The organism is Congregibacter sp., assembly GCF_047617445.1.
GTDB lineage: Bacteria > Pseudomonadota > Gammaproteobacteria > Pseudomonadales > Halieaceae > Congregibacter.
The window spans coordinates 1-18005 of record NZ_JBLGBE010000015.1 but is presented as its reverse complement, the minus strand read 5'-3'; the positions used below and the strand labels follow the sequence as shown (position 1 = coordinate 18005).

General features: G+C 56.3%; 19 protein-coding genes. All 19 read right to left on the bottom strand.

Annotated elements, in window-relative coordinates:
- Nucleotides 1-7 precede the first annotated feature (7 nt).
- Entirely contained in the window at nt 8-2146 is a 2139-nt protein-coding gene (gene flhA, locus ACI9KD_RS05605; RefSeq protein WP_414980174.1) for a flagellar biosynthesis protein FlhA, read from the bottom strand.
- Nucleotides 2133-3287, bottom strand: a complete 1155-nt coding sequence (flhB, locus tag ACI9KD_RS05600) for a flagellar biosynthesis protein FlhB (RefSeq protein WP_414980173.1) — start codon at nt 3285-3287, stop codon at nt 2133-2135. Before flhB ends, flhA begins: the two co-directional genes overlap by 14 nt.
- A gap of 15 nt (nt 3288-3302) precedes the next feature.
- The gene (fliR, locus tag ACI9KD_RS05595; protein ID WP_414980172.1) at nt 3303-4073 is read right to left on the bottom strand and encodes a flagellar biosynthetic protein FliR; all 771 of its coding nucleotides are present in this window, start codon (nt 4071-4073) and stop codon (nt 3303-3305) included.
- A gap of 5 nt (nt 4074-4078) precedes the next feature.
- Complete coding sequence (gene fliQ, locus ACI9KD_RS05590) at nt 4079-4348, bottom strand: flagellar biosynthesis protein FliQ (protein ID WP_414980171.1); 270 nt, start codon at nt 4346-4348, stop codon at nt 4079-4081.
- 9 nt (nt 4349-4357) lie between these two features.
- Entirely contained in the window at nt 4358-5101 is a 744-nt protein-coding gene (fliP, locus tag ACI9KD_RS05585) for a flagellar type III secretion system pore protein FliP (RefSeq protein ID WP_414980170.1), read from the bottom strand.
- On the bottom strand, nt 5098-5541 hold the full coding sequence (fliO, locus tag ACI9KD_RS05580; protein WP_414980169.1) for a flagellar biosynthetic protein FliO: 444 nt from the start codon (nt 5539-5541) through the stop codon (nt 5098-5100). The genes fliP and fliO overlap by 4 nt, the downstream gene beginning before the upstream one ends.
- Nucleotides 5538-5888 (bottom strand): flagellar motor switch protein FliN, encoded by a 351-nt coding sequence (gene fliN, locus ACI9KD_RS05575; protein WP_414980168.1) that lies wholly within the window; start codon nt 5886-5888, stop codon nt 5538-5540. The genes fliO and fliN overlap by 4 nt, the downstream gene beginning before the upstream one ends.
- A gap of 15 nt (nt 5889-5903) precedes the next feature.
- On the bottom strand, nt 5904-6884 hold the full coding sequence (locus ACI9KD_RS05570; protein WP_414980167.1) for a flagellar motor switch protein FliM: 981 nt from the start codon (nt 6882-6884) through the stop codon (nt 5904-5906).
- 13 nt (nt 6885-6897) lie between these two features.
- Nucleotides 6898-7413 carry a flagellar basal body-associated protein FliL gene (gene fliL / locus ACI9KD_RS05565; protein ID WP_414980166.1) on the bottom strand — a complete coding sequence of 172 codons (516 nt, stop codon included), beginning with the start codon at nt 7411-7413 and terminating at the stop codon, nt 6898-6900.
- 310 nt (nt 7414-7723) lie between these two features.
- Entirely contained in the window at nt 7724-9247 is a 1524-nt protein-coding gene (locus ACI9KD_RS05560; RefSeq protein WP_414980165.1) for a flagellar hook-length control protein FliK, read from the bottom strand.
- Between the two features lie 59 nt (nt 9248-9306).
- A complete protein-coding gene (fliJ, locus tag ACI9KD_RS05555; protein ID WP_414980164.1) occupies nt 9307-9744 on the bottom strand; it encodes a flagellar export protein FliJ in 438 nt (145 codons plus the stop codon).
- Nucleotides 9744-11114, bottom strand: coding sequence for a FliI/YscN family ATPase (locus tag ACI9KD_RS05550; protein ID WP_414980163.1), 1371 nt, complete (start codon nt 11112-11114; stop codon nt 9744-9746). The genes fliJ and ACI9KD_RS05550 overlap by 1 nt, the downstream gene beginning before the upstream one ends.
- 3 nt (nt 11115-11117) lie before the next feature.
- The gene (locus ACI9KD_RS05545; RefSeq protein WP_414980162.1) at nt 11118-11789 is read right to left on the bottom strand and encodes a FliH/SctL family protein; all 672 of its coding nucleotides are present in this window, start codon (nt 11787-11789) and stop codon (nt 11118-11120) included.
- Nucleotides 11773-12783: a flagellar motor switch protein FliG gene (gene fliG, locus ACI9KD_RS05540; RefSeq protein ID WP_414980161.1), complete on the bottom strand. Its 1011-nt coding sequence runs from the start codon at nt 12781-12783 to the stop codon at nt 11773-11775. The genes ACI9KD_RS05545 and fliG overlap by 17 nt, the downstream gene beginning before the upstream one ends.
- A complete protein-coding gene (fliF, locus tag ACI9KD_RS05535) occupies nt 12776-14461 on the bottom strand; it encodes a flagellar basal-body MS-ring/collar protein FliF (RefSeq protein ID WP_414980160.1) in 1686 nt (561 codons plus the stop codon). Before fliF ends, fliG begins: the two co-directional genes overlap by 8 nt.
- A gap of 54 nt (nt 14462-14515) precedes the next feature.
- Nucleotides 14516-14839: a flagellar hook-basal body complex protein FliE gene (gene fliE, locus ACI9KD_RS05530; protein ID WP_414980159.1), complete on the bottom strand. Its 324-nt coding sequence runs from the start codon at nt 14837-14839 to the stop codon at nt 14516-14518.
- 45 nt (nt 14840-14884) lie between these two features.
- Entirely contained in the window at nt 14885-16222 is a 1338-nt protein-coding gene (locus tag ACI9KD_RS05525) for a sigma-54-dependent transcriptional regulator (protein WP_414980158.1), read from the bottom strand.
- On the bottom strand, nt 16219-17439 hold the full coding sequence (locus tag ACI9KD_RS05520) for a sensor histidine kinase (RefSeq protein ID WP_414980157.1): 1221 nt from the start codon (nt 17437-17439) through the stop codon (nt 16219-16221). The genes ACI9KD_RS05525 and ACI9KD_RS05520 overlap by 4 nt, the downstream gene beginning before the upstream one ends.
- A gap of 108 nt (nt 17440-17547) precedes the next feature.
- A partial coding sequence (locus tag ACI9KD_RS05515) for a helix-turn-helix domain-containing protein (protein ID WP_414980156.1) occupies nt 17548-18005 on the bottom strand: 458 nt, incomplete at its 5' end.

The window sequence follows — 18005 nt, the reverse complement described above, 5'->3', positions numbered from 1 at the left end:
CTCCTTCTCAGGCCGCTGCCGTGGCAGTCCCGGAACCTGTACCTGCTGCTTTGCTGGCATCAGCGCCAGGGTTACTGCCTACAGTCGCAACAACCCTTATTGATTTGCTGGGCGGTATTTCCTCATAAGCGAGGATGTAAAAATTACTCATCCGCCCTTTCAACAATCGCGATAAGAACAACCGTATATTGCTGGCAACCAGCAGCACCGGATTGTGGCCATCAGCTTCGAGCTTGCCCGACCCCTGAATAACCTGCTGAATCACAGTATCCATCAGCGAAGGCTCCAATCCACCCGGAGAGCCCTGTACAGAAGAAAGCAAGATCTGTTCCAGTTGTGAATCAAGCACCATAACGGGCATTTCGCGCGTCGTACCATTGACGGTTTGGAAGATCGCAGGGCCCAGAGCGACCCGAACCTTGGCGGTCAAAGCGTCAGAATCCTGACCTTTACCCCCGTTGTCCGCGAGGGCCTCTGTAATAGTGCGCATGTCACGCACCGGAATACCCTCTTCCAACAGGTTTTGCACGACCCGGGTGAGCTCCGCGAGACTCATAAGGCCAGGCACCAGGCTCTCCACAAGTTTTGGCGACGTTTTGCCGAGCTTATCCAGTAATTGCTGCACTCCATCCTGCCCGATGAGTTCATGGGCCTGATTTTTCAAAATCTGGCTCAGGTGCGTGGCGATAACCGTACTGCTGTCGACCACTGTGTAGCCCATAGTTTGCGCATCGTCACGCTGAGAGGCATCAATCCACACGGCATCCAGGCCGAAAGTAGGATCCTTGGTGGCCACACCCTCCAACTCCCCAAAGACCTGACCGGGGTTAATCGCCAGCTCTCTTCCCGGGAACACCTCGCCCTCGCCGGAGATTACATCGTGAAGACTGATGCGGTAGTTATTGGGGGATAGATCCAGGTTGTCGCGGATGTGCACCGAGTGCACAAGAAAACCAAGTTCCTGGGAAAGCTTCTTGCGCACGCCCTTGATGCGACTCAAAAGATCGCCGCCTTGATTTCGATCTACCAGTGAAATCAGTCGATAGCCCACCTCCAGGCCTATTTCATCAACTTGAGCAACATCATCCCAACTGAGCTCCTTGGACTCAGCGGGCCTGGGTGTATCAACGACTTCAGGTTCCAGCGTGGCCTCCGGTGACGGTTGGGCGCGGAGATAACCGAGTACACCGAGCACTCCGGCAATCCCCAAAAAGACGGTGTTAGGCATACCGGGAACAAGACCAATGATGCCGATAATACTCGCGGCGACAAATAGAATCCGCGGTTTGTCCGTCAGCTGCGACACCACCTCAGCGCCCATATCAGCGGTCCCGGACATGCGGGTAACAATGATCGCCGCGGCAGTGGAGAGAAGCATGGAAGGAATCTGCGCGACCAGGCCATCACCAATAGTCAGCAGCACGTAGTTTTCCGCCGCCTGACTCGCACTGAGATCATGCTGCAGGGTCCCGATAGCAAAACCACCGAGAATGTTGATAAACAAGATCAGAATGCCGGCCACCGCGTCACCGCGCACAAACTTGCTGGCACCATCCATCGCGCCATAGAAGTCGGCCTCGTTGCCCACTTCCTCGCGTCGCCTCAGAGCATCATCCTGGGTAATCAATCCGGCATTCAAATCTGCGTCGATCGCCATTTGCTTGCCCGGCATTGCATCCAGAGTAAAGCGTGCAGTAACTTCTGAGATTCGTCCCGCGCCCTTGGTGACCACCACAAAGTTGATCACGACCAAGATGGTAAACAGCACAAGACCCACCGCGTAACTGCCGCCTACCACGAACTCACCAAAGGATTCGATCACGCTTCCCGCAGCAGCTGTGCCGGTATGACCTTCCAGCAACACCACCCGCGTGGAGGCCACGTTAAGACCAAGTCTAAGCAGCGTTGATATCAGAAGGACCGTAGGGAACACCGCAAATTCCAGCGGCCGCCCCGCATAAACAGCGGCCAGCAGCACGATAATCGCCAATGCAATGTTAAAGGTGAACAAAATGTCCAGCATGATCGGAGGCAGTGGCAATACAATCATTGCCAACAACAGCATCATTACCATTGGCGTACCAATGCCCGACAGTACGCCCATAGAGCCAGTCGTGGCACCGGGCAAAGCGTTAGTCGTCGCCATCACTTGGTTCCTCATCCATCAGGTGTTGATAATTATCAGGTACATCTAATTCTGCGGGTCGCGGCACGTAATCTGTGGGACGCGATCGACGCAGCTGAAAGAGATAGGCGAGAACGCGAGCTACCGCCAAATACAAATCACCGGGTATTTCGTCACCGACTTCTGTGCTTGCATAGAGTGCACGCGCCAACGGGGGCGCCTCATAGAGAGGAACATCGTGCTCAATGGCGATGGTGCGTATTTGCAGGGCGATCAAATCACGACCCTTAGCCACAACCCGGGGCGCACCAGTCCCATCGGAATAGGACAGAGCGATGGAATAGTGAGTGGGGTTGGTGATCACCACGTCGGCAGTCGGTACGTCCTGCATCATCCGCCGCTGGGAAATTTCCCGTTGCAGGTTTCGAATACGCTGCTTGACCTCGGGACGACCATCAGTCTCTTTCATTTCGTCGCGCACTTCCTGGCGAGTCATGCGTAACTGCTTGTTATAGTTCCACAATTCAAAGGGTACATCGAACATCACAATGAGCACCATCGCTGAACTCAGAATAATCAGAGCCGTGACAAGCATGCTGACTACTCGGCCGCTGGCCTCCCCCGGCGTCAAAGCACTCAGCGTGAGAATTTCGCGCTCGAAGGACCTAATCATCAAATAGGCTACGCCCATGAGCAGGAGAAACTTCAGCAGGGCCTTAGCCAACTCAGCCAGTCCCTTTAGCGAGAATACGCGGCCCAGGCCTTTTACCGGGTCGAGTTTCTCTAACTTAAAAGCCATCGCTTCAAGACTGAACGACCAACCCCCCATCATCAGTGGGCCTGCGAGCGCAGCAACAACGGTGACGGCAAAAAGCGGAGCAAGCGCCAGTAGCGCCGATATGGCCATGTGCATGAAGTGCACCGGCAGTTGTTCTGTGTCAAAGGCTTGCGCTCGATCAACACTAAAGCCCGAGATAGTGATGGCGAAGAGTTTATCTACCAAGCCACCACCGAGCACCCAAAGGCCCACGCCCGTGATCAACAAAGAGAGCATGGTGTTTAGCTCCCGGGATCGAGGAACCTGGCCTTTGCGTCGCGCCTCTTCTTTTCGGCGCTCCGTCGGCTGTTCCGTGCGTTCCTGACCGGTTTGTTCTTCTGCCATGCCAGAACCCCCTTATCAGCCCAACACCAGCAAGGTCTGCTCCAGCCCAAGGCTGAGAAAACGTTGCAAGGTGGAGATGAACATAGGAAGCGCCAGGAGCATATATACAAATCCGGCAATGATTGTGACCGGGAAGCCCACGGCAAAAATATTTAGCTGCGGCGCAGCACGTGTGATTACGCCAAACGCCACGTTGATCATTAGAATTGCCGTTAGCACCGGCAGTGCCAACAACAACGCGCTGGCAAACAGCTGTGTACCCAGCGCCGCTACATTGGAAAACATACCTTCAGGACTAAATCCGCTACCCACGGGTATCAGTTCAAAGCTATCTACCACCGCCGTAATCAGCATGAGATGGCCATCAATCGCCAGAAACAGCAGCGTTGCCAGCACCACATTCAACTGACTCACTACCGGCACCTGAACCCCGTTCTGTGGATCCACAGCCATGGCAAAACCCAGGCCCATACTCATTGCCACGCTATGCCCGGCAACCACCACCGCAGCAAAGACCAACTGCATAACAAAGCCCATCACAAGGCCAATGGCGACTTCACGTAATGCCAGCACCAGACCCAGCGCTGACAGGGGCTCTACCACGGGAGTCGCAGGTAAGAGCGGCGCAACCAATGCTGATACCAATACCGCCAGCAGCACACGCACCCTGATCGAAATCGACGAATAGCTAAAAATAGGCGCTGCCAGCAGCATCGCGGACAGGCGCAAAAACGGCCAGAGATAAGTATGGAACAGGAGGATGAGTTCATCTGGCGTAAACACCATAGGATTCATCCCAGAAGGGACGGAATTTCCAAAAACAGGCGTCGCGAAAAGCTAACCACCACCTGAATCATCCACGGCCCTGCCACAAGCAGCGCCACAACAAGCGCCAGAAGCTTGGGGATAAAGCTAAGGGTCATTTCCTGAATCTGGGTTGCAGCCTGAAAAATACCGATAAGCAGACCCACCGTCAGGGCGGACAAGAGTAAGGGACCCGCGAGGAGCACTGCGAGCCAAAGGGCGTCTTTTCCGATGGCAAGTACTGTTTCCGGCCCCATAGTCTGCTCCTACACCGCGAAACTGGTAACGAGCGTGGCGGCGACAAGCGACCAGCCATCAATGAGGACGAACAACATGAGTTTAAACGGTAAGGAAATAAGCATGGGCGATAACATCATCATGCCCATGGACATCAGTACCGCTGCCACCACGAGATCGATGATCAAAAATGGCACAAACATCAAAAATCCGATCTGAAATGCCGTCTTCAACTCACTGGTGAGAAACGATGGCAGAAGCACAACCATGGGCACATCGTCCGGCGTGTTAAACGCGGGGTAACCGCCGAGTTCTGCGAACAACAAAAGATCAGTTTCACGCGTTTGCCCAAACATGAATTCGCGAAACGGTATCTTTGCTGCATCCAGGGCCTCAGTGAAACCCACAGTCTCGTTCATGTAAGGCTCTAGCGCTGTTGCCCAGGCAACTTCAAAAACGGGAGCCATAATGAAGAGACTCAAGAACAAAGATAGTCCTAAAATAATCTGATTAGAAGGCGTCTGTGCAGTTCCCAGAGCCTGACGCAAGATCGCCAGAACAATCAGAATCCGCGTAAACGAGGTCATGGTAATCAGTGCTGCAGGAATCAAAGTCAGCAGCGTCATGAGCAACAGTATCTGGATGCTCATGGAATAATCGCTGCCGCCCGCAGCGCTGGGCTGCACTGACACAAGGGGAATACCCGTCTGCGCCAATGCGGCCTCAGGCACCAGTGACAACAGTAGCGGCAACAGCAGCAGCAAGCGCTTCATGACTTACTACCCAATGGGTTTGCCGCACGCAACACGGCCGCAAAATCCGGCGAAGCCGACTCTGAGCCCACGCCCTCAAGCACAGGCTCTGCAAGAACATGGATCCTGCGCACCGACCCCGGAGCAACGCCAATGAGCAACTGCTCCCCACCGACTTCCATGAGCACGACTTTTTCTCGCTGCCCGACGTTGACACTACCCAAGACACGCAAGGCAGAACCTGAGCCAACACCCACACCGTTAAATCGCTTGAGAAAATAGACGACGGCGAACAGACACACAAACACCAGTACCAAAGAACCCAGCACCTGGAAAAGATAGCTTGCGCTAAACAGCTCCGGGGCCGCGCTGGCCGACTCGGTACTCACAGCCTCCTGAGCCCCTGCAACGGACGCAAGAGACAAGCCAGGCAGACTTAGCTGTGGGATGGCTTTATTCATTTGAGCTTCTTAAGGCGCTCTGAGGGGCTCACCACATCAATGAGCCGAAGTCCAAACTGTCCCGAGGATTCCACAACCTCACCCCGGGCTATCAGCGTGCCATTGACCATTAGGTCCAGAGGCTCTTTCACACCGCGATCGAGGCTGACGATGGACCCCTGATTGAGAGCCAGCAAGTCTTTGATGGGGAGCCGTGTACGGCCTATCTCCACAGACAACGTGACCTGCACATCCATTAGCAAATCAAGGTCAATCTTGCCCCCGGCACTGACCGAGGGAGCCGCAGCGCTCTGCAGTTCTTCGAGGGGCTGTGCTGCAACAGCTTCGGTGGTTTGCTCGTCACTCATAGGTTTCTCCTTGCCCTAATTCGTTGGAAGAAGCAGGCTGGCCAGTCGATGGAGTTGCACGGCCTTAACGCCGTCAAAACTTCCATAACGCCCTTCTGCAAGGCTTACGTTGTCAATATTCAGGCTCACTTCTTCCGGCGGCTTTAGCGGTATCACCGTGCCCACCTGCAATTGCAGAAGATCTGCCAGCGCAATCGATTGAGTGGCCAACACGCCCGCAATTTCCAATTCAATATTCGGGAGCTCTCGTCGGAAAAAGGGCTCCCAGGTCTGACCATTCGACACTACGTCTTTTTTGCGCGGAGGAAAAAAACGCTCGCGATAAGGCTCTAAAGCCGCGAATGGAAGCATCAAGCTGATTTGACTCGAGAACTCGCCCGCGCGGAGCGAGAATGCCAGACGCAGGAGCATGTCTGAAGAAGGCACCATTTCGAGACGATCCGGCACACCCAGCGTGCCGAGCTCTCCAGCCTCCAGGGACAACTTATCCGCCCAGGCCTGGCTGATACTGCTTAGCTGAAACTCGGCGATACGCTCGGCTAGGCGAAGCTCGGTAGGCGTCAGATTGCTGCGGGCTGACTCGGAAGGTGATGTACTGCCGCCGCCAAAATAGGCGTTGACGACATAAGAAAGTAGCGCGGCCGGCGCGATAGCGAACACCGGCCCGACCAAGGGCGACAAAGTTGAGGTAGTAACTGCAACGCTGCGCTCCAGCGAGGCTAACGCGTCGGCAACGCTAAGCAACTCGGGAGTTTCTGCAAGGACGGTAAATTCAATAGAAAAGCCGGACTCCAGCGCTACACCCAAAACCTCCGCATGCCGTTCGATGAGAGGCCCAAGCGCGGTAAATTCGCGGAGCAGCGATTGCTCCCGCGCGGCAAAATCAAAGCGGCGGAACTGGCCGTCGTCGGCGGCATCAGCCGCCGAGGTGCCATCGTCAACGCTTTCCATAAGCGCATTGATTTCACCTTCTGTCAGGACGTCGTCACTGGCCATTCCCGCTCCATGATCATTGCAAGACAAAGTTCTCGAAGTAAATCTTTTCAATCGCGTCCGGGGGCGTTAGGCCCAGCGCTTGATTTACCGCCTGGAGCGCGTCCGCACGTAGTGCGTCCTTGCCCTCTATGGTTTTCAGCGCCGCAAAATCCTGGCTACTGAACAAAGTAATCAATCCATCTCTGATGGCTGGCATATCTCGTGCCGCCTGATCGATGGCCTTTTGCTTGTAGGACATCAACTGCATTTCGGCTTGCACATAACGCGTGCGACCACCGTGCTCCAGGTTCACCAACAGTTTTTCCATATCCCGGTACAGCGGAATCTTTGGTGCTTCTTCCACGACCTCTTCTACAGCCTCTTCTCCTTCGGCTTCATCGCCACCAGAGAGGAATAGAAATGCTCCAGCACCGCCGCCAAGGAGAACTACCACGGCCACGATGATAATGATCAGCTTTCCCTTGCCGCCGGACTTTTCTTCGGCTTGTGGAGCGTCACCACCTAAATTCAAGTTGCCTTTGTCGGCCATCAGTTCTCTCCCGTGTCATCGGCTTACCGAAAGTCCGCCGCGCACGAATACACAGGAAACACTCAGCAATTGCCATACCAGTGGAAATATCCACAATAAATACAATGAGTTATAGTATTACAGCGATGCCTTTCGCCGGTTTTTTGACGCACGAACACCGCTCCGGCGTCAGCAAACCAGCGCGCTGTAGCGCCCTGTTACTGTCGCAAGGGGGGGGGATGGTAGAACGAATTGGGCTCGGAGAAAAACGATTCTAGGTGACAGCTATCACCAATGGTTCAAACGGCGACAGGTAGATCCCGGGCTCGGGCTAAATATAAGTGTCGATTCGCGAATTAGCGGGATGTGCTGTCACAAGCACCGGGGCATCGGCATCAGCGTCTTCTGACGCCCCCTGTTGAGCGGCAAACTGCTCATCTCCACCTCGCTCACCATTGCCCTGCAGATCCCTTTGACCCACATCTGATTGCGCCAGTTGCAGTCCGCTTTGCTCCAACATCTCGCGCAGCCGGGGCATTGATTGCTCAATGGCATCGCGGGCAGCGAGGGTTTCCGTGGTGAAAGCTACTTTGGTCAGGTCACCCTCAGTAGTCACAGTGACCTGCAGGCGACCCAGTTCCGCGGGGTGCAGGTTAAGCCGGGCTTCGTGTACACCATCACGCACGAGGGTCCTCATTCGTGCGGTGAGTTCCCCGGGGAACTCAGTATCATCGGGAGCCCGAGCGAGGGAGTACTCTGCCATGGCCCCTGTTGTAGCTGTTGCCGCAGGCAAAGTGGAGCCCGCCACACTCGATGCCGGCGTCAAACCGGCTGCCGTAGATGCGGCGAGTACCGGGGCCGAACCGTCGGCACGCTGAGACGACAGCAGGCCGCGGGCGAGATCAGCCGTGCTATCAAGCTGCATATCAGCAAGGCCACGCTGCCCTGCTGCCTCCGATCCCATTCCTGAACCCAACCAATCTGCGGTGCTCCGGTTGAGTGTTCCGGAATCAATTTGCGACAGAGTACTGCGCTCTCCGGCATTAGCCCCATTAGCCCCAACAGCTCTGGAAAGTGTATCGCCCAACGCAGGTGACCTAGCCAGCGCATCGCTGTCCTTAAGAGCCGGTGTTAACAAGGCGGCCGCAGCTGCGCTGGAGACTATATCGGGAGTAGAACCGCTCAAATTTCCAAGGCCAGACAGAGGCGCATTGGTGGGCGACGACAGCGCCGTCGTGGCCGTTTGAACCGGCCCTGACTGAATCGCAGAACTCACATCACTATTAGTAGATGCTGACTTGGCGGCAGAGGCGACCCCGGCCGCTGCTAAGGCGTTCTTGGGCAATGCATCACCCGGAAGAACGGGTGCCGGGTTTAAGCTAGAGGGCCTGGCTTCAGGCAGGGCTCCCGCCTGTGCATCACCCGAAGGCAATAGCCGCGATTCCCGCGCCAGAGAATCATCAAGCGAAGAAGAAAACTGGCCGGTTCCCTGCTCCGCAGGCTCATCACCCGCGGGCGTATTCTGGCCCGCACTGGTATCTACATCAGCTTCGGCAGGGCCATCGTCGTTCGCTACAGCAGCATTATCGGCGGCTACCGCAGAGCCACTGCTTGGTGAATCGGCAGTTTCATTCCCTTCTGGCGGCAATGCCTTGCCGCTAGAATCGGTACCGGAGGACGACTCTGCCGTGCTTCGAGCAGAATCCCTGTCACGGGCACGCTGCGTATCCAAAACACGTGAAAACTCGCTATTTTCGCCACTTTTAGTTGCCGAATTGCCGACGTTCGCGCTCTTTACGCCCGGTGAATCGGTGGGCGTGACGCTTAGCAATCGGGCGTTAACAGGGTCTGCCATGACGGTCTCTTTCGGTTCGGGCTCTCTATTGGCATACATAGAGCAAACGCTATGCCAAATCAGTTCGTAGATTCAAAACGCTGCAGGCTCAGTTCATCACTATGCAGCTGCTCGCGCTTATCTTCTTCTCTGAGGAGGTTCAATCGACCGCGATTAATCAACTCATCGACGCTGGAACGACGCAAGCTGCGATCCACCAATGCCTCACGACTGGATTCGACTTCGTTTTCGCTGCGGCTGAATTCCTGATCCTGAACACTTATCGCGTCATTGAGGTTATGCAGAAAGTGCCGGTAATCGGCGAGCTGTCGGGCATCCATCCCTGAACTCGCCACGGCCTGCAGACGCAGTTCGTACTCTTGTTTGAACTGCTCAAGCTGCGAAAGACGCGCCGCGGACTGGTCAAGCGCTTGCTGACTCCGCTGAAAGCTACCCGCTGCCCGGCTCTCCCGTGAGCGCGCGAGCATGGCAACCTTGTCCAGTTTATCAAGTTCCATCAGCTACCCGGGTGCATGTTGGTGAGTTGCCGCGCCATGTTAAGGAGGTCACTGACGCTCTGCTCCATCCCCACCTTTTGATGCTGGGGCTGACGAACAAGCTGGCGCAGGGGCTCATGGGCACGCAAGGCCTGATCGATCTTGGGGTCACTGCCAGGCTCATAAGCACCAATGGATATCAAATCCCGGTTCTGACGATATACCGAGTATAACTCTTTGAGTGCCCTGGCAAGCTCCTGCTGACTTTCATCCGCGATGCTCGGCATGGCGCGACTGACCGATGCTTCAAGGTCGATCGCCGGAAACAAGCCCGAGTCCGCCACCTGCCGCGACAGCACAATATGCCCATCAAGAATCGCCCGCGCCGCGTCCGCGATGGGATCATTGTGATCATCGCCTTCTACGAGCACGGTATAGACAGCGGTAATCGACCCCTTGGGACCGTTACCCGCCCTCTCCACCAGATTAGGAAGCAGGGAGAACACCGATGGCGGATAGCCCTTGGAGACCGGAGGCTCTCCCACAGCAAGTCCAATTTCGCGCTGCGCCTGAGCAAAGCGCGTTAGAGAGTCCATGAGCAGTAATACATCGCGCCCCTGATCTCTAAAGTGCTCCGCAATCGCCGTTGCCCGCCAGGCGCCGTGAACACGCATTAATGGAGGATAGTCCGCAGGAGTAGCCACGACGATAGCCCGAGCCAGACCTTCGGGACCGAGAATATCCTCGATGAACTCCCGCACTTCGCGACCACGCTCTCCCACCAGCCCCACCACAATGACATCTGCATCGGTGTGGCGTGTCATCATGCCCAATAGCGTGCTTTTTCCAACGCCACTGCCGGCAAACAGGCCTAAGCGCTGCCCCTTACCCATGGTAAGAAACGCATTAATCGCTCGCACGCCCACGTCCAGTGGCTCACGAATCGGCCTTCGATCTAGTGGATTTAAAGCCTTGGCACGCAGAGCCACACTGTGGCTGCAGTTGGGTGCGGGCCCGCCGTCGAGGAACCTGCCTGCGCCATCGATAACCCGTCCGAACAATTGTTCATCCACCGAAACCGACGCATACTCGCCCAGAGGCTGCACCCGAGCGCCGAGCTGGAGCCCGGATACATCACCCTCGGGCATTAACACCAATCGACCTTCGGCAAAGCCTACAATTTCGGTATCAACCACCGTGCTACCGCTGACCACCCGGCAACGCTCACCAATAGCGCCGTCGCAGCCCTCGGCCTCGAGCTTCATGCCTACCATACGCATGAGCCGGCCCTCGCGAAGCAGCTCAGGTGCCTTCACGTGCTCAGCCAGCGCCCGCAAGCGCAGTCCCAGTCGCTGTGTTTGAGCCTCACCGTGTCGCTGTGCCGACTGCACCGTTTAAGCCCTCTCTGGAGAATTACTGGATTGTTCCGTACTCACGGAAGCGTCTAAAGAGGACGACCCAGGAGCCTGCTCTGGCACGCCCGCATTCGATCGAAGCTCGGCAAAGGACGCTTCGATGCGCGACTCCACCGACGCATCGACAAAACTGTGACCGGCGCGCAGCTGCAATCCCCCGCGCTGCATATCTGAATTCTCAAGTACTTCAAAACGCTCACTGGCAAGCAGACCCAGATCTTTGCAAACAGATGCATCCAGAGGATTTAATGTTAGCTGTACCGCGGTAGAAACGGATCCCAGGGCCGCCAGCGCATCGAAGAGCACTCTCTCGATATCCACACCGGCCTCCAGCTCCCGACGAATAACCGCCCGGGCCACCTGCTCGGTGACAGCCAGCAACTCTCGTAACAAGACTGCATCGGTGTCCTCAAAGGGGGTCGACATCGCCTCTAGCAACGATCCCATCTCCGCTACGATACTTTCTGCCTGCGCGCGCCCGGCAGCAAGGCCCTCGACGTAACCGTCGTCGTACGCTTTCTGTCGTTCAGCTTGAACATCCACGCCGCGATCAGCGGCCGGCTTAGCGGCGCCGCCGTGCTGCGACAAAGCGCTCAGGACCGAGGGCGCCCAGCTGCTGTCTGCCTCGATCGGATCAGACAAAATCGTCACCGCCCTTACCAATAATGAGCTCACCCTCATCAGCCAGTTGCTTGGCCGTACCCAGGATTTCTTTTTGAGCCGCCTCGACTTCAGCTAACTTCATAGGTCCCTTGGCCTCGAGGTCCTCACGGAGCATGTCCGCGGCTCGCGACGACATATTGCCAAAAAACTTCTCCTGCAATTCATCGTCCACGCCTTTGAGCGCAACCACCAGGGTATCCACCGATATTTCACGAATCAGGCGCTGCATACCACGATCATCGAGCCCCATAAGATCATCAAACACAAACATCAGCTCAGCGATCCTATCGGTGATTTCTGCATCACTTTCGCGTAATGCCCCCATTACCGAGGCCTCGAGATCGGCATTTACGCTATTCATAATCGCTGCGGCACTGGTCATACCGTTCACTAACCGAGGTGGCGTCCTGGAGACACGACCCAGCTGTTTTTCCAGCACCTTGTCGAGCTCTTCCATGGCCGCGGGGTCGATCATTTCGAGCTTGGCAATCCGCAACACTAGACCCGAGCGCATGTGCTCGGGCAACTCTCCCAGCACCTCCGCCGCCTGATCTTCTTCCAGCGAGGCCAATACAATGGCCATAATCTGGGGGTGCTCCTCAACAATGATATCGGCCACACTGCCGGCATCCATCCATTTAAGTGCTTCGATACCTCGCGTTTTCGCCTTGCCCGGCATCACCTTGGACAACATGCTCTTCGCCTTCTCTTCGCCGAGAGCCTGAATCATTACCCTTTGAGCAAAATCCGAGGCCCCCATACCCAGAGGATTGATCGCGCCGGCCTTGGTGTTGAATTCTCCAAGCACCTCGGTCAATTGGTCATCAGAAACGCCCGACAGTGAGGCCATCGCTTCACCCACGCGTTGCACCTCACGCGGCTCCATATGACGCATGATCGACGCGGCGGAATCCTCCCCCACGCCGAGCAAAAATATTGCTGCGCGCTGTGCGCCGCTAAGCTTTGAACCTGCCTCAGCCATCGTCTGACACCCAACCCCTTACTACCTGCGCAGCGCGATCCGGCTCACCTGCTGCCACGGAACGTGCCATTTGTAATTGTTGCTGATACCCACCGGCACCGCCGCCAGCTGCGCCCGGCAGACCCATCTGCCCCTGACCACCCAGGGTTACCTGATCGTCAGTCATGCCCCCTGCCATGGCCTGCTGCCCAAGACCCGCAAGCCCCTGATGCGACTGCATCAGCGGCATCGGTACGGCGGCAAACTTCACCAGCGGACGGACCACCACAAACACCAAAGTTAACAGGACAATCAAAACCAGCAGGCCTTTGGCTAGCTGCCAAATCCAATCCTGTTCAAGGAGTGAACTCTCGATCACGGTATCTTCAATCGCTGGCACCTCGATAAACGATGCGCTGATTACGCTGACCGTATCACCTCGATTGGCGTCGAAGCCTACAGCTTCACGCACCAGAGATGTTATCTCGTCTATACGCTCCTGAGGCATAGCTGCCCGGCTAGTCGTACCATCGTCGGCGGTGGACTCAATGTAGTCCAGTACTACCGCGATAGACAGCTTCTGCAGGGTCCCCGGTGTTTCGCGAACGTGGCTGATGGTCTTGTCCATTTCGTAGTTAATGGTTGATCGACGGCTCGTTCGCGCCGGCGGAACCCCTGCAGCCTGCTCTGCGGCCTCAACGCCTACACCCGCTGTGGGTGCCGCTTGCTGAAGCGCAACCGTCGTATCAATGGGCGGCTCATTCGACAGTGTCCCCGGCACGCCTCCCGAGAAGGGCCGATTGGAAATTTCCTCAGAGGTCTGCTCACTGCGAACCCGAGTATCCGGCGCGTAAGTTTCTAAGGTGCGCTCGACTCGAGTGAAATCCAAATCCGCGGCAACCTGGGCTCGAACCGCATCCGCACCAAGAATAGGTTCGAGAATATCGACGATACGCTGGTTAAGGTTCGCTTCAAGCTGCCGCGTGTACCTAAACTGATCCTGGGTAAACCCAAACTCCTCGTCCGTACCCTGGCCCGACAACAGCTTGCCCTGTTGATCCACCACTGACACCTGCTCAGAATCAAGGTTAGGCACACTGGACGCTACGAGGTGAATAATTCCGGAAAGCTGACGCTCATTTAGTGTTCGCCCAGCATAAAGATTAAGCATCACCGAGGCTGCAGGCCGCTCCCGCTGGCGAAGAAAGGCCGACTGCTTGGCCATGGCTAGATGCACGCGAGCGCCCCGCACACTATCCATGGCCCCGATGGTGCGCGCGAGTTCAGATTCCAGGGCGCGGTGAAAACGCGCTTGCTCCATAAAGCTGGAAAGGCCGATTTCCTGCTCACGATAAAGACTCTCAAAACCGACACCTTCTCCCCGGGGATAACCATCACCAGCCAGAAGCAAACGCGCGCGATGAATCTCCCCGGCCGGCACAGCGACCATGCCGCTGCGTCGATCCATTCGATAATCCACCCCATTGGCCTCTAATGAAGCAATGACATCGTTGGTGTCCGCGGGCGCCATGGTGCCGTAGAGCGGCTTGTAATTGGGCTCCACAGCCCATTGAACCAATCCCATGGCCATGGCAATACTTGCCGCCAAGCCGATCAGTAGCGCGAGCTGACGGGTCGCCGGCTGGCGGGAAAACCCGTTAAAGCGGGCAAATAAAGTGTTGTCGGTAGCTTCAGCCATGGTTCTGCGCTCTCATTAATTCAGCGGTCTGTGGATGCCTATAAAAAGCAAAAGTCAGACCTGCATACTCATAATTTCCTGATAGGCCGTCAGCAGCTTGTTGCGCACTTCCGTCATCGCCTGAAATTCCAGACCCGCGCGCTGAGAAGCCACCATCACCTCGGTGATTGAAATTTGCGGATCACCGGACTCAAAAGAAGTCGCCAGTGCCTTCGACTGCATCATTGACGCATTGACCTCCTCAATAGAGTCCTGCATCAAGGTGGAGAAATTCGCACCGGTCACCTGCTCAGGGCCGGCAAGCTCGGACGCATTGCCCGCCGCCGATGCCATGCTACGCATCTGCGCAATCACCTGATTAATTGCTATATCACTCATAGTCCATTATCTCCGTGTTCACTCTCTACCCGAGAAAGACTGCCCTCAGGCAGATATCGGTAAGCTAATGCCCTGCTCTCGCAGCCGGGCCAATTTATAACGTAGGGTTCTCGGGCTAATGCCGAGGCGTTCAGCGGTTTCCTTGCGGCTGCCTCCGCTTGAATCAAGCGCCTGCAAAATCAGCTCCTGCTCACGTAGCTTGAGGTCACCTTCGAGGGCCGGACGCTCACACGAGAGAGTGGCAAGAGGTTCCACAGCGGCACAAAGCCGATCGGCGAGAATCAGATCAGCCTCACCGAGCACTTCGCCGTGCGCAAGAATGACCGCACGCTGCACACAATTCTCTAGCTCTCGCACGTTGCCTCGCCAGGCGTGCTGCTGCAGGGCCACCTCAGCGGAAGCATCAAAACACGATCCAGAGCGCGGTGCATAACGATCAAGAAACAGTCGAGCGAGAGGCAGAATGTCCCTGGGGCGTTGCCGCAAAGGCGGCGCGTTCAGCGGCAATACGTTCAGTCGATAGTAAAGGTCCTCGCGGAAGTTGCCATCGCGTACCTCTTCCTCCAGCAATCTGTTCGTGGTCGCAATCACGCGCACGTCCAGAGGAATCAGTTTGTTGCCGCCCAAGCGCTCAACTTCACGTTCCTGCAGCACCCGCAATAGTTTTGCCTGTAGTCCCAGATCCATCTCTGAGACTTCATCCAGGAGTAACGTGCCGCCGTTGGCTTGTTCAAATTTCCCCGGACGTGACTGATACGCCCCGGTATAGGCGCCTTTCTCATAACCAAAGAGCATGGATTCCAGCATGTTCTCTGGAATCGCAGCGCAGTTAACGGCAAGAAATGGCTTATCTGCACGATTTGACTCACTGTGAATGTAACGGGCAAGCACCTCTTTGCCGCTTCCCGATTCACCACTAATCAAGACCGTGGCGTCACTCGGAGCGAGACGCTTCGCGAGGGCACACAGCTGCTGACTCACGGGGTCTTCGGCAATCATGGGTAAGTCGGACTCTGCGGGAGGCTGCATGCGGGCCACCATATCCAGCAGCACCTGTGCCTCGAATGGCTTGAGCAGATAATCGGTAGCGCCATCGCGCATCGCCGACACGGCATCACGCACTGAGCCATGTGCGGTAATCATAACAAAGGGCATCTCGGGTTTCCGGTTGCGAACCTCTCGGAGCAAACCGTGACCATCCATCCCATCCATCTGCACATCACTGATGATTATATCGAAGCTTTCTGCGTCCATTCGCGATAAAGCCTCACGACCGTTTCCGGCGGCAACCGCTCGGTAGCCACCAAACTCAATAGTGTCGCAAAGAGCATCTCGGAGGGTGTCGTCATCCTCGACAATCAATACGCTTGTCGCCTGGTTCATGGTTTGCCTCTCTCAGAACTAAGAAGGGAGCTGGATACCGCGGTATCACCGCAGGATGTCGCGGTATCCAGCAAGGGAAGATCAATCAAAAATTCGGCACCACCGTGGGAGTGATTACGAGCGCGCACTTCGCCTCCGTGATGGCTCACTGTTCTGGCAACAACAGCCAATCCCAGACCCGTACCCTGGGCCCGCGTTGTAAAAAACGGATCGAATAGACGCGGCAAGACATCCGCGGAAATCCCCGGACCGTTGTCCCGCACGCATATTTGCAGGGAGTTGTGACTGGTAGCGCCGGCCCAGACATCAATACGCACCGCTGCGCCGGCCACATCCACGGCATTCTGAATCAGGTTAGCCAGAGCCCCCACGAGGTCGTCGGCGGCTCCGCTCAAAGATACTGTGTCATCTATGGGTGTCACCGCGAACGTCGTCGCGGCGGGGAGCGTCGGACGCACCACCGCCTCCAGAGCCGACATCACGTCGCGAAGCAATAAGGGCCGCATCTCAGGACTGCCTCCACGCACAAAGCTCAGCATCGATTCAATCAAGCCTTCCATATGCTGCAATCGTCCCGACAGTCGATCACAAATCTTTGTGCGCTGTTCCACGGGCAGATCATCCCGAGCAAGCTGCGCCAGATACAAGGTGGTTGACGATAAAGGGGTTCGAATCTGATGCGCGAGTCGCGCGGCCATTTCACCCAATGCCGCGAGGCGCTGACGTCGGCCAAGCTGCTCCTGTAGGTCGTGAAGCTCGGTTGTGTCGGTAATCAACACAACCTGCTCGCCATCGTCATCCAGGGGGCGACCGTTAATGGATAAACGTCGCTGGCCTGGCTGGCTCTCGTAAAGCTCGGGGTTGCGCTGGGCTACCTGTGGCCATGTCTCACCCAATAAGGGCTCGCCCAGCATATCCAGGGCAGCGGGATTGGCGTCACGAATCGTATGTTCAGCGTCCAGAATCATCACGCCACCGGGCAGTACCGCTAGCAGTGAAGCCAACCGACCCAGTAGTCGCTCTTTCTCTGCGAGTTCGCGCAATCGCGCGCTGCGACTAATAGCCAGCTCTCCACGCAAGCGCAGAACCTGCTCCTGCATTGATCGATAGCTGCTATCGAGTTCGCGGGAAACCTGAGTAAGCGAGGCTAGCGAGCGCTCATCCAGTAGCGCTGGCCCCTGGTTCTCAGCCGATTCTGAGGTGGAAATCTGTGCCATTCCTGTACATTCCGTTTCCGGTATCTCGATACAGGTCTATGCAAAGCTTGTGCCCAAAAAGTTTATTGTTTTATTTCAAATACTTAGGATTATCTAAGCCCGCTAGCGTCAAGACTCTGGCGCTCCCTCAGGCCTGACTATCTCGTACTTACGCATTTTTTCCACCAGCGTCGTGCGCTGCAAATTCAACATCTTGGCCGCCCGGGCAACCACCCAGACGCTCTGCTCCAGGGCTTGAACCATCAAAGAGCGCTCCAGTTCAGCAAGATGAGCTTTGAGATCCATGCCATCACCGCCCAATAGCGTCGGTGAATTCTGAGCCGGCGCAGCGGGTGAGGCGGTTTCTTCAGGGCTCGGCTTATCGCGTAGCAAGCCCTCCATCGCCATGGCCTCATCACCCCGCAGCACGACATCGGCAACATCAACTTGGGATACCGCGCACCCGGCAACAAATTTCGCGGGCAGATCTGCCGTACTCACGGCGCTATCAGGATGCAAAATCGCCAGCCGCTCTACCAGATTGGACAACTCACGCACGTTCCCCGGCCAGGAATAGCGCATGAGGC